Source organism: Prevotella sp. OH937_COT-195, assembly GCF_003932845.1.
Lineage (GTDB): Bacteria > Bacteroidota > Bacteroidia > Bacteroidales > Bacteroidaceae > Prevotella.
In genome coordinates this window covers 33,453-46,262 of record NZ_RQZH01000005.1, presented here as the reverse complement: position 1 = coordinate 46,262, position 12,810 = coordinate 33,453, and the positions used below count along the sequence as shown (strand labels likewise).

13 protein-coding genes are annotated in these 12,810 nt (G+C 45.9%); 8 read left to right on the top strand and 5 right to left on the bottom strand.

Annotated elements, in window-relative coordinates:
- Positions 1–4 precede the first annotated feature (4 nt).
- The 3 genes from EII32_RS03525 to EII32_RS03515 form a co-directional block, all read right to left on the bottom strand.
- Positions 5–364, bottom strand: coding sequence for a BlaI/MecI/CopY family transcriptional regulator (locus EII32_RS03525; protein WP_125234077.1), 360 nt, complete (start codon positions 362–364; stop codon positions 5–7).
- A 150-nt stretch (positions 365–514) separates the two neighbouring features.
- Positions 515–1,678 (bottom strand): sensor histidine kinase, encoded by a 1,164-nt coding sequence (locus tag EII32_RS03520; RefSeq protein ID WP_125234076.1) that lies wholly within the window; start codon positions 1,676–1,678, stop codon positions 515–517.
- A gap of 91 nt (positions 1,679–1,769) precedes the next feature.
- Positions 1,770–4,358 carry an endonuclease MutS2 gene (locus EII32_RS03515; RefSeq protein ID WP_125234075.1) on the bottom strand — a complete coding sequence of 863 codons (2,589 nt, stop codon included), beginning with the start codon at positions 4,356–4,358 and terminating at the stop codon, positions 1,770–1,772.
- Between the two features lie 150 nt (positions 4,359–4,508).
- Here EII32_RS03515 and EII32_RS03510 point away from each other — a divergent pair, with 150 nt between their 5' ends.
- From EII32_RS03510 to EII32_RS03485, 6 genes are all read left to right on the top strand, one after another.
- Positions 4,509–5,030: a YceD family protein gene (locus tag EII32_RS03510; RefSeq protein ID WP_125234074.1), complete on the top strand. Its 522-nt coding sequence runs from the start codon at positions 4,509–4,511 to the stop codon at positions 5,028–5,030.
- Positions 5,031–5,055: 25 nt separating this feature from the next.
- Positions 5,056–5,244: a 50S ribosomal protein L32 gene (rpmF, locus tag EII32_RS03505; RefSeq protein ID WP_125234073.1), complete on the top strand. Its 189-nt coding sequence runs from the start codon at positions 5,056–5,058 to the stop codon at positions 5,242–5,244.
- Between the two features lies 1 nt (position 5,245).
- Positions 5,246–6,262: a beta-ketoacyl-ACP synthase III gene (locus EII32_RS03500; protein ID WP_125234072.1), complete on the top strand. Its 1,017-nt coding sequence runs from the start codon at positions 5,246–5,248 to the stop codon at positions 6,260–6,262.
- Positions 6,263–6,370: 108 nt separating this feature from the next.
- Positions 6,371–7,348: a GTPase Era gene (era, locus tag EII32_RS03495; protein WP_125234071.1), complete on the top strand. Its 978-nt coding sequence runs from the start codon at positions 6,371–6,373 to the stop codon at positions 7,346–7,348.
- A gap of 50 nt (positions 7,349–7,398) precedes the next feature.
- A complete protein-coding gene (gene der / locus EII32_RS03490; RefSeq protein WP_125234070.1) occupies positions 7,399–8,715 on the top strand; it encodes a ribosome biogenesis GTPase Der in 1,317 nt (438 codons plus the stop codon).
- 13 nt (positions 8,716–8,728) lie between these two features.
- Complete coding sequence (locus EII32_RS03485) at positions 8,729–9,127, top strand: hypothetical protein (protein ID WP_125234069.1); 399 nt, start codon at positions 8,729–8,731, stop codon at positions 9,125–9,127.
- A gap of 15 nt (positions 9,128–9,142) precedes the next feature.
- Here EII32_RS03485 and EII32_RS03480 read toward each other — a convergent pair whose 3' ends face one another.
- Both EII32_RS03480 and EII32_RS03475 read right to left on the bottom strand, forming a co-directional pair.
- The gene (locus tag EII32_RS03480) at positions 9,143–9,916 is read right to left on the bottom strand and encodes an ABC transporter ATP-binding protein (protein ID WP_125234068.1); all 774 of its coding nucleotides are present in this window, start codon (positions 9,914–9,916) and stop codon (positions 9,143–9,145) included.
- 60 nt (positions 9,917–9,976) lie between these two features.
- On the bottom strand, positions 9,977–10,723 hold the full coding sequence (locus EII32_RS03475) for an MlaE family ABC transporter permease (RefSeq protein WP_125234067.1): 747 nt from the start codon (positions 10,721–10,723) through the stop codon (positions 9,977–9,979).
- A gap of 227 nt (positions 10,724–10,950) precedes the next feature.
- On the opposite strand from EII32_RS03475, the gene EII32_RS03470 reads away from it, so the two are divergent.
- A complete protein-coding gene (locus tag EII32_RS03470; RefSeq protein WP_125234066.1) occupies positions 10,951–11,514 on the top strand; it encodes a porin family protein in 564 nt (187 codons plus the stop codon).
- A gap of 432 nt (positions 11,515–11,946) precedes the next feature.
- On the top strand, positions 11,947–12,771 hold the full coding sequence (gene lptB, locus EII32_RS03465; protein ID WP_125234065.1) for an LPS export ABC transporter ATP-binding protein: 825 nt from the start codon (positions 11,947–11,949) through the stop codon (positions 12,769–12,771).
- The last annotated feature ends 39 nt before the right edge of the window (positions 12,772–12,810 follow it).

Here is a 12,810-nt window from a genome sequence, read left to right as displayed (position 1 = left end):
TTGTTTATTCGTTTTCCACAATTTTTATGAGTTCTTTCAGTTCGGCAACGCTTATCTTCTCGTCCTTGACCAATGTGTTTATTAGGTTGATATAGTTTTTTCCGAAGAATTTATCAACCACATTATTAATAGTACCCTTACTGTATTCCATCTTTGTCAACTTGGCGAAATACTCATAACTGCGTGCCGTTATTGCCCGATGTCCCACAAAACCTTTCTCTTCGAGTATCTTTACCAATGTGCCGAGAGTGTTGACGTGAGGTCGTGGCTCGTCATACAACATCTGCAACTCAGATACTTTCATTGAACCTTTCTCCCAGAAATAGTTCATTATCTCTTCTTCTCTTTTTGTCAATGATTTCATGTTACTTTGTTTAAAGATATGTTTGTCTGTGTCACAAAGTAACTAAAAAATATAGTTACACAACTAAGAAAGTTAGTTAAAAATAGAATTTAAGGCAATAATTTAACTAAAATAATTAGTTATATGGTTGTTGTTAACAAAAAAAAAGAGTCACTTGCGTAACTCTATCCTGAAAGTTGTTCCTTTGCCAACCTCGCTGTTCAATACGAAAATTCTCCCTTTGTGATATTCTTCCACTATGCGTTTTGCCAAAGACAAGCCGAGTCCCCAGCCGCGTTTTTTGGTGGTGAAACCGGGTTTGAAAACGTTTTTGATATTCTTTCGCGATATACCTTTGCCCGTGTCGCTGATTTCTATTATTACTTTGTCCTTATATTCTTCCATGAAAAGAGTTATGGTACCGGCACCTTCCATGGCATCAACGGCATTTTTGCATAAATTTTCTATTACCCACTCGAAGAGAGACGAGTTTATTTTTACTATTATATCCTGACTGGGGAAACGGGTTTTCATTTCCACCTTGTTTGAAGTGCGCCGATTCATATAATCGACAACGTGTTTCATTACATCTATGAGACTGCAAGGTATAGGTTCCGGCAGTGAACCTATCTTTGAGAAACGTTCAGCAATCAACTGAAGACGCTTGACGTCTTTATCCATTTCCGGAATTAAAGCATCATCGGGATATGTCTCTTTAAGTATCTCCGTCCATGCCATAAGACTGCTTATCGGAGTTCCCAACTGGTGGGCAGTCTCCTTGCTCAATCCCACCCATACCTTGTTTTGCTCTGCTTTCTTTGATGTCAGCAATGCAAATATTGCGACAACGACAAAAAGGATTACAAGACCGAGTACCCAAAACGGATATACGTTGAGCCGGCGCAACATTATGCTTTCGTCATAGCACACTTCGATATAATCACTGTCGGTTTCCTCGTCGATGTTGATGCGTATGCTGCGCCCTGCATCTTTCATCCGACGCCCCTGCCCGGTGGCATCGGCAATACTGTCATCGTATGTCTCTCCCGTAACGTTAAGGTTCCTGAATATCTGTGCATTACCATTATTGTCAAGTACAACGACAGGGATTGTGTTGTTTTCATCTATGACTTTAAGAACCAAGTTCATGTCGGTGTTCTCGTCGGCTTTGTTCAATGCCCGCATTGCCTCTGCCCATACCTCCATCTTGTTCTTTTCCTCGGAAGCCAAATCGCGAACCAAATAACGGGAAACCAACAAACTGACAACCGCTATAATTATAGCAGCCGCAACAAGAAATATCTTGACTTGCCTAATTCTGTCAGTAAGTTGCATACGATATAAACGAACTGTAATAGAATATATTGTACCCGAAGCGGTTCAAAACAACAAACAAGACGTTAGGATAAGCGGGCTTTGTGTAATTTCAGCCTATGTCAACCACCGTTATGCCTGTGCCTCCGAACTGTATGTTCTCGTCGTGATATTTTTCTACGTTGGGTACGGTTCCGAGATATTGCCTTACGAGTTGTCGAAGTGCTCCGGTACCTGTTCCATGAAGTATGCGCACTCTTGATATGCCTATCAGTATGGCATCGTCAATGAAGTGCATCACTACGTCGAGTGCCTCTTCTGCACGCAGTCCTCTGATGTCAAGGTCTTGGTGGAATGTGGAGCGGCGGTTGTCAATTGTCTCGCGCGTGTTGCGGCTTAGCACGTTAAACACTTGTTTTGGCGAATCATCTTTTTTCAATGCCGATGCAGGCATTTTCTCCAATTTGCCGATGTTTATATTGCTGCTCATGCCTCCTATGACAACCGTGGCATTCTTGCCGGACAGCCGTGTCACTTTTCCGATTCCGCCCAGAGTCTTTACCCTTACGGTGTCGCCGATGTTTAACGTGGCGGCCGACTGCGATGTGCGATCGGTGGCAGGTTGGTTGCCGACTGCGAGTGTTTGTCGTTTTGAATCATTGTTTGCCGTACTGTCGCCGCCCTCTGCTTTTTTGCGTGCCTTTTCCGCCTTTCGCTTTTCCTTTCTTTCCTTTCTAGCAAGAATTTGTTTCATCTTGCGTTCTATCATTTCATCGTTGGCGGTGGTATCAATCTCTCCAACCTCTTCTTTGTACGCTTGCAGTTCCTCGCGTGCACGTTTCGTTGCCTCTCGTTCTGCCTGTGCTTCCTTTATTTCTCTTATGGTGTTCTCTATTCGGCGGTTGGCATCTTTTATCAGTTCTTCGGCTTGAACCCGTGCTCGTCTTAATATTTCTTTCCGCTCCTTGTCAACCTCTTGCAGTTCTTCTTCGTAACGAGCAATGGTTTGCTGCATCTGTTTCTCATGCAGGTGAATGTTCTGCCGTTTGCCTTCCCAGTATCGTTTGTCGCGTACAATGTCCTGAAGATATTTGTCGCTCTGTATATAGTCGGAGCCAACAATTTTCTCTGCGTATGCGATTACCTCCTCTGGCAGACCGGTCTTGCGTGCAATTTCTATGGCGAACGAAGAACCGGGCTGTCCGGTCTGCAACTGAAAAAGCGGTCGCATCTCGTTGCGGTCGTAGAGCATCGCTCCGTTTGTCACCCCGTGATGACTGTCGGCAAAGAGTTTCAGGTTTTGGTAGTGTGTGGTTATCACTCCCCATGCCTTTTTCTTGCAGAACTGCAGCAGTACGCTCTCTGCTATCGCTCCGCCTATCTGTGGCTCTGTTCCCGTCCCGAACTCGTCTATCAGTATAAGTGTGCGTTCGTTGGCGGCACGCATCATGTACTTCATGTTCATAAGATGGCTTGAATATGTACTCAAGTCGTTTTCTATACTCTGTTCGTCGCCAATGTCTATGAGTATGTTCTCGAAAACGCCTGCCTTGCTGCGCTCCGATACGGGTATCGATATTCCGCATTGCAACATGTATTGCAGCAATCCGGCGGTTTTAAGACATACCGACTTGCCGCCGGCGTTCGGACCGGATATTAACAGAATGCGCTTATCAAGAGTTAGCATGATGTCGAGTGGTACGACGGCTTTCTCCTGCTTTGCCAATGATTTTTGCAGAATGGGGTGGATGGCACGTATGAAATCCATCATCGGCGAAGGACTTATCTCCGGTTCCACTCCTTGCGTTTCTTCGGTAAAAAGAGCTTTCGAGCGTATGAAATCTGTTTGGGCGAGCAGTCTGTATGAAGCCATTATGGGTTTGACATGCGGCCGTATCTCGGCGGCAAACTCGGTAAGTATGCGTATTATCTCGCGGCGTTCGTCGGCCAACAGTTCCCGTATTCGGTTGTTAGCCTCTACCACCTCGGCAGGTTCCACGAACACGGTTTTTCCTGATGCAGACTCATCGTGTACTATTCCGCGTATTTTACGTTTCATTGCCGGTGCCACCGGTATCACGAGTCGGCCGTCACGCAGTGTCGGTGCAACATCTTTTTCCACAAGTCCGTCAATTTGTGCCTGTCGCAGTATGTTGTTGAGAGAACGAGAGATGCTGCCCTCCGTGCGTGCCAATTCGTTTCGTATTTGTGCCAGATGTGGCGAGGCATTGTCGCGTATGTGTCCGTATTTGTCAAGTATGGTGTCCGTCTTCTGCACTAATTGCGGGAATGTCTCGATGCCGTCTGTAAGCATTTTCAGCGCAGGGTAGGGGTATGTCTTTGTTCCTTTGTTATCGTCATCTTCTGCCTTTCGCAAGAATTTCACGATGAGACAAATGGTGTCGAGTGAGCGTTTCAGGTCGAACAGTTCCTCCTCTTCCAGATGCGTACCTTCAAGTCTTAGGCGTGCCACTTGTTGTCTCATGTCGAAGAAATACTGCAAAGGGAAATTCTCTGTTTCTTGTTGCAGTCTGCGAAATTCTCTTACTTGTTGCAAGCGTTGGCTGATTACCTCCGAATCGCATGAAAATGTCATGCTGTCAACCTGTTCCTTGCCAAGTTGACTTATGCAGTGTTCTTTCAGCAGTGTCCTTATCTCGCTGAAACCTATCTTTCTTTCAAAAGTGTTAGGGTAAATCATGCTGCAAAGGTACTACTATTTTATTAAAAAAACAAAATCGGAAAAAATGAATAAAAGAACAAAAAAACAAAGATAAAGGTTTCTAAATAAAAAAAAAATTGTATCTTTGCAGCCCGAAGTGTGCCAATAAAATGGCATACGGCAACGTAAATGAATGTCTTAGAGACTCTTAGGATAGATTTGAAGAGGGTGCATGAAGGCGTGAACGTCTTCGAAAGCGACCTTGATGATGCTTTTTTCGAGGCTGTGGACAGTCGGGAAGTGAATGGCGGTCGTTTGCACGTGTCGCTGTCTGTCCGTAAGATGAGCGGTTTTTTCGACCTCGTGTCAAAAGTCTACGGTGTTGTTGACGTTGCATGCGACTTGTGCTTGGAGCGCATGGAACTGCCAATAAAGGCAGAAAACCATCTCGTTGTAAAGTACGGAAGCGAAGAAACTATGGAAGACGATGTCGTGACTGTTGAAGAGAAAGAAGGAATACTCGATATGTCGTGGCTCGTCTATGAGTTTATCACACTGGCAATGCCCATAAGACATGTGCATGCACCCGGCAAGTGCAACCCTGTCATGGCGAATGTTTTGGAAGAATTGTCATCCGACAGAAGCAGTGACGGAGAGTCCGGCGTAGAGATAGATTCCCGTTGGAGCGAATTGTTGAAATTAAAAGATTAAACATTAAATAAAATATTAAAAGATTATGGCACATCCTAAAAGAAGGCAGTCAAAGACTCGCACACTTAAAAGAAGAACTCACGACAAGGCAGTTGTCCCCACGCTGGCAAAATGCCCCAACTGCGCCTCTTTCCACATTTATCACACAGTATGCCCCTCTTGTGGCTACTACCGTGGCAAGATAGCCATCGTTATGGACGAAGCAACAGAATAAAATGGGAAAGATAAACGCAGTAATTACCGGAATTGGCGGATACGTCCCCGACTATGTCCTCGACAACGGGGAGTTGTCGAGAATGGTCGAAACCAATGACGAGTGGATTATGTCGCGTGTCGGTATAAAGGAACGCCGTATACTCAACGAGGAAGGATTGGGTACGAGTTACATGGCTCGCAAGGCTGCAAAGCAGTTGCTTAATAAGACGGGAGTCGATCCGGACACCATCGATGCCTTGATACTTACCACCTCGACAGCCGATTATACGTTCCCTTCGACGGCATCGATCGTTCTTGGGAAACTTGGATTGAAGAATGCTTTTGCATTCGACTCCTGGGCTGCATGTTGCGGTTTCCTATATTCTCTTGACACCGCCGCGTCAATGATACAGAGCGGTCGCTACAAGAAAATCATCGTCATAGGAGCCGATAAAATGTCATCGGTTGTCGATTACAAAGACAGGCAGACATGTGCTCTTTTCGGAGACGGTGCCGCAGCCGTGCTTGTAGAAGCCACGGAAGAAGAGAACATCGGTTTGATAGATTCTTATTTCCGTGCCGACGGCAAGGGATTACCGTTCCTTCACCTTAAAGCAGGCGGTTCGGTTTGTCCTCCGAGTCACTTTACCGTGGATCACCGCCTTCACTATTTGTACCAAGAAGGGCGCACGGTGTTCCGCTATGCAGTGACAAACATGAGCGACGACTGTGCCTTGATAGCCGAACGCAACGATCTCAACAAAGAAAACATCCGTTTCGTGGTGCCACATCAGGCAAACATTCGCATCATCGAAGCAGTTGCAAAGCGTCTTGAGATGCCAATGGAAAAAGTAATGGTAAATATCGAACATTTCGGAAATACCAGTGCTGCCACAATTCCACTTGCACTATGGGAGTATGAGAAACAACTTAAGAAAGGCGACAATCTCATTCTCACGGCTTTCGGTGCGGGATTCGTTCATGGCGCAGCCTATTACAAATGGGCATACGACGGCTCGGCAGAAGCATCAAAATGACATAATCACCGATTAGGATTTTATACTCCCAAAAGAAAGACGCGTCCTATTAATAACATAATAAGATGCGTCTTTTTAGATTAGAACAACGATATAAAATACAACAATATGCACAAGGCAGGATTCGTAAACATAGTAGGAAATCCCAACGTTGGAAAGTCAACGTTGATGAACCAACTCGTGGGCGAGCGCATCTCCATTGCCACTTTCAAGGCACAGACCACTCGTCACCGCATCATGGGCATAGTCAACACTGACGATATGCAGATAGTGTTCAGCGACACACCGGGTGTGTTAAAGCCCAACTACAAGTTGCAGGAGTCAATGTTGGCATTCTCAGAGGGTGCCCTTGCCGATGCCGATGTACTGCTGTATGTTACCGATGTGGTGGAAAATCCGGAGAAGAACATGGATTTTCTCGAGAAAGTGCAGAAGATGAACATCCCTGTCATATTGTTGATAAACAAGATTGACGCATTGGGTGGCGATGATTTGCCGGAAAGTAAAAAAATGAAATGGCTTGACGAAAACACATCGAAAAAGACTTCCGGTGCCGGCGCTGCCCGTCGTTCGCTGATTAATGCCCAACTCGGCGACATCGTTGAGCGGTGGCACAAACTATTGCCCAATGCAGAGATACTGCCAATATCGGCAAAGAACAAGTTCGGTACAGACATGCTGCTCAGGCGTGTCAAAGAACTGTTGCCCGAAAGTCCCGCATTTTTCGACAAAGACCAACTCACTGACAAACCGGCACGTTTCTTCGTAAGCGAGATAATACGCGAGAAAATACTGTTATACTACGACAAGGAGATACCATATTCTGTGGAAGTGGGAGTTGAAGGTTTCAAAGAAAACGAGAAGATAATACACATCAATGCAGTGATCTATGTTGAACGCGAATCGCAGAAAGGCATCATTATAGGGCATAAAGGTGTGGCTCTGAAGAAGATGGCAACCGAAGCACGAAGGTCGCTCGAACGTTTCTTCGGCAAGGACATCTATTTGGAATGTTTTGTCAAAGTGGATAAAGACTGGCGTTCGTCAAAGAGAGAACTGGATAATTTTGGATATAATCCCGGGTAGTGCGGCATTCTCCGTCACTATAATACGGTATTTAAGAAAGGAAAGAACACATGGGAAATTTAGTAGCGATAGTCGGAAGACCCAATGTCGGGAAATCAACACTTTTCAACAGGCTCACAAAGAGTCGCCGCGCAATAGTAAGCAATGAGGCAGGCACCACCCGCGACCGCCAATACGGCAAATGCGAATGGTGTGGCAAAGAGTTTTCGTTGGTAGACACAGGGGGCTGGGTGGTAAACAGCGATGACATATTTGAGGAACAAATACGCAGACAGGTAACGGTTGCCACAGAAGAAGCCGACCTGTTACTATTCATAGTGGATACCGAAAACGGACTTACCGATTGGGACGAGGATGTGGCAAAGATACTCCGTCGCACGAAACTGCCCGTTATACTCGTGGCAAACAAGGTGGATAACAGTACACAGTTGTTCGATGCCATGGAGTTCTACAAACTCGGACTGGGCGAACCGCAATGCGTGAGTGCAATTTCCGGCGGAGGAACGGGTGACCTGCTCGATCTCGTTCTCGAGAAACTGCCGGCTGCGAAGGACGAAGACGACTTCATCGACGACACCCCGCGCTTTGCCGTAGTGGGGCGTCCCAATGTGGGAAAAAGCAGTCTTATAAACGCATTCATAGGCGAAGACCGTCACATCGTGACAGACATCGCAGGCACCACTCGCGACAGCATATACACGAAATACGACAAGTTTGGTTTTGACTTCTATCTCGTTGACACTGCCGGAATACGCCGAAAGAACAAAGTTACCGAAGATCTCGAATTTTACAGCGTGATGCGTTCGATACGTTCGATAGAGAACAGCGACGTGTGCATATTGATGATTGATGCCATGCGAGGCATAGAGACTCAGGACATAAACATATTCCAACTGATACAGAAGAACAACAAATCGCTCGTGGTGGTTGTCAACAAGTGGGATCTCGTGCAAGACAAGAGTCAGAAAGCCATCGATACATTCCGCTATGCAATACGCGACCGCATGGCACCGTTTACCGATTTCCCAATTATCTTTGCATCGGCACTCACAAAGCAGCGCATATTCAAAGTGCTCGAAACGTCTAAGGAGGTATTCCTCAACCGCAAACTGAAAATCGGTACAACCAAACTCAACGAGGTAATGCTTCCGCTTATCGAGGCTACACCGCCGCCATCGATAAAGGGAAAGTATATCAAGATAAAATATTGTGCGCAGATACCGGACATGCAGATACCGAGTTTCGTATTCTATGCCAATCTCCCGCAGTACATCAAGGAGCCTTACAAGCGTTTTCTCGAAAACAAAATTCGCGAGAACTGGACGCTGACCGGGTCACCGATAAACATTTTCATACGACAGAAATAATATTCCGCGGGCTATGCGTAAACTGATATATGTCGTGATGCTTGCCGTGGCGGTTGCCGTTACGGGATGTGGAAACGATGCCGAAAAAGAAAAGAATGCGGCGACGGTTTTTGCAAAGGGGTATTACGAACGGCTCATCGAAGGGAACTATGACGGATATGTAGATGCCCTCAACTATCCCGACAGTCTGCCTCCTACTTACCGCCGGCAACTCGTGCAGAACGCAAGGATGTTCGCCGAGAAACAAAAGAAACTCAACGGAGGCTGGGTGGCAGTAAAGATTTCCGGCTGCCGGCTTGACAGTCTGTTGCCCACGGCGGAGGTAATCCTGCAGATGTGTTATGCCGACAGCACTTGCGAGAATGTCGTTGTGCCGATGATAGAGCGCGACGGGCGGTGGTATATACGGTAAAACGTTTGTCTGTCGTTACTTGTTGCGTATCTCTTTCATCCCCTCCTTCTTCACTTTTTTGAACAAGTCGGAGGCGAATATGAAATCGTTAAGTTTCTTGTTGTCCGATGTCATTATCTCATCTTTGCCGCCCGTCCATGCCGGCGTGCCTTTGTATATAAAGATAATTCTCTCACCTATGCCCATTACCGAGTTCATGTCGTGTGTGTTGATAATGGTCGTTGTGTCATATTCCTGTGTTATGCCGTGCAGCAATTCGTCGATAACGAGGCTCGTTTTGGGATCGAGTCCCGAGTTAGGCTCGTCGCAGAACAAGTATTTCGGGTTCAGTGCTATGGCTCTTGCAATCGCCACCCGTTTCTGCATTCCGCCCGAAAGTTCGCCGGGGAATTTATTCTGCGCATCGAGAAGGTTCACGCGGTCGAGACATTCCTGTGCGCGTTTCTTGCGTTCTCTCAGCGTCATGTTCGAGAACATGTCTAACGGGAACATAACGTTCTCTATTACCGGCATCGAGTCGAACAGTGCTGCATTTTGGAAAATCATGCCCATCTCGCGTCGCAGCATCACCTTGTCTCGTTTCGACATTGCCACGAAATCGCGACCGTCGTAGAGCACTTTGCCCGATGTCGGTTCGAGCAACCCCACGATATTCTTCATCAGCACAGTCTTTCCCGACCCGCTCTGACCTATGATAAGGTTTGTCTTGCCGTTCTCGAATTTGGCGTTTATGTCTTTCAACACCTCCTTGTCGCCGAAAGACTTGTATAGATTCTTTATTTCAATCATTCTTTTTAACTCATTAACTCATTAAAGTTAACCCTTTTTACTCCCGCAAGAGGAACTCTTTCACGACAACAGTTGTGTCAGGAAAACGTCGGAGAACAGTATTAATACCGAACTGCTCACCACCGCAGTGGTAGATGCCTTGCCAACCTCCACCGAGCCTCCTTCGACAGAATATCCGCAATAAGAGGACACACTGCTTATTATGAAAGCGAAGAACAGACTCTTCACTATACTCATCCACACGAACCATTGGTTGAAATCGTGCTGCAAACCGAGTGTGAGGTCGTCGGGAGGAAGCACATGACCGATGTATGCCGTGGCGTATGCGCCGACTATTCCGAGTGCCGACGAGAAAATAACGAGCAGCGGCATCATTGTTACCATTCCGAATATTTTGGGAAGGATAAGGTAACTTGCCGAGTTCACTCCCATTATTTCCAATGCGTCAATTTGTTGAGTAACCCTCATCGTACCAAGTTCCGAGGCTATGTTCGACCCCACTTTGCCGGCGAGAATGAGGCACATGATGCTCGATGAGAACTCGAGCAGCATTATCTCGCGCGTGGTATATCCGCTCACCCATCGCGGCATCCACGGACTTTGTATGTTAAGTTTCATCTGGATACATATCACGGCACCTATGAAGAACGAGATGAGAAGTACAATACCGATGGAGTCAACCCCCAACTGGGTCATCTCCTTTGTGTACTGTTTAAAAAACATTCTCATGCGTTCGGGCACGGAGAACACACGCCCCATAAGCATGAGGTATCGTCCGAAGGTGGTAAGATATTTCTTTATAAACATATTCCTGTATGAATGAAATTGACTGCAAATTTAAATAAAATAGACAAGATAACGGCATTCTTGCCATTCTGTTTTTATAAAACCCACATTTTATTCGTACAAATTTATCTTTTTTCATTGTTTTTGTCTTTTTGTATCGAAAAGTAAGAAATTATTTGTTTCGTAAGAAAGTTTTATATACTTTTGTTGCAACAAACAAGATTTATCAACTTTAAAGTAAAGAATTTATGAAAAAACTTTTTGTGGCAGCATTGATGATGGTATCATCGGTTGCAGTATTTGCACAGCATTCGGCAGGTTCGGTTTCCATACAGCCTAAAGTGGGTGGAACACTTACAAGTATCGTTGGTGACGACACGAGTAATGCAGAGATGAAATTCGGTATAGTGTCAGGTGTGGAACTGGAATATCAGGCAACCGACATGATTGGTATTGCCGCAGGCGTGAACTATTCGATGCAGGGTGCAAGCATAAAAACTCCCGATCTGAAATTGAAATTTGAGAATCTCAACATTCCCATCATTGCAAATTTCTATGTTGCAAAGAATTTCGCCCTCAAACTCGGAGTGCAACCGGGTTTCCTCTTGAATGCGAAGTCGGACAAATTGGATGTCAAGAGTGCTTATAAGACATTCGACTTAAGCATACCGGTAGGCGCAAGTTACGAGATTGACGATTTTGTAATCGACGCACGCTACAACTTCGGTGTTACCAATATTCTTGACACAGATGCACAAAGTCAGCGCAACAGCGTGATACAGTTGACACTCGGTTACAAGTTCGATATTTAATAAAGTTCCTTTAAAGGATATTTACAACGAGCCGCGAGAGCAATCTTGCGGCTCGTGTCGTTTTGTGTTCTTGTGAATGTTAAACCGATGTGAAAACGAAACTTTTATAGTGTCAGGTTATGTTGTTTTATCATGTCACCATGCTTAACGTCCCCTCGCCCCGGGACAAAGATATTTGTCACCCGAAAAAAGATTATTGCCGTGCGCGGAAATAAAGTGCGGGGTAAACTGATAATGCTCCCGAAAAAACAGACAACGGCAACAGTGCATGTGACTTTTTATAATTTACAGAAATAGTACATACTGTTTTAAACGCGAAAAATACCAAAACGATGATGCTATGTTGAGAATAATTTGTAAATTTGCACACTGCAAAAACCGTATGGTACGGATTGCATCTGTTGGATTACATTACGAAAAAACAAGCCTGATATGAGCGAAACGATGAATGCAAATGTAAGTTTCCGGGAAGGTGAAGCAGTACTGCGCACCGAGGGATTAGTGAAACGCTACGGAAAACGAACCGTGGTAAACGACGTGTCCATCAACGTTAGGCAGGGCGAGATAGTGGGACTGCTCGGACCCAACGGGGCGGGAAAGACCACATCGTTCTACATGACGACGGGACTCGTGGTGCCAAATGCCGGACACATTTTCCTCGATGACGAAGACATAACCGACTACCCCGTGTATAAACGGGCAAGAGCAGGAATAGGATACCTGCCGCAGGAGGCGAGCGTGTTCAGAAAGATGAGCGTTGAGGACAATATCATGTCGGTGCTTGAGATGACAAAGACGCCAAGGAAATACCAACTCGAGAAACTCGAAACACTCATAAGGGAGTTCAGACTCGAGAAAGTGAGAAAGAACAGCGGCGACCGATTGTCGGGAGGAGAACGGCGCAGAACGGAGATTGCGAGGTGCCTTGCCATAGACCCGAAGTTCATAATGCTCGACGAACCGTTTGCCGGAGTCGACCCTATTGCCGTGGAAGACATACAGCACATAGTATGGCAACTGAAATACCGCAACATAGGAATACTCATAACCGACCATAACGTACAGGAGACTCTATCCATCACCGACCGTGCTTACCTGCTTTTCGAGGGGCGCATACTTTTCCAAGGAACACCGGAAGAACTCGCCGAGAACACTATTGTGCGAGAAAACTATCTCGGAAGTTCGTTCGTGTTGAGACAGAAAGACTTCCAGAAAATAGACGAGGAGAAACGGCGGAAAATGGAGGAAGGCATGTAGCCCCGTACACCGCCTTTCACATATATCGCGGGGCAGAGA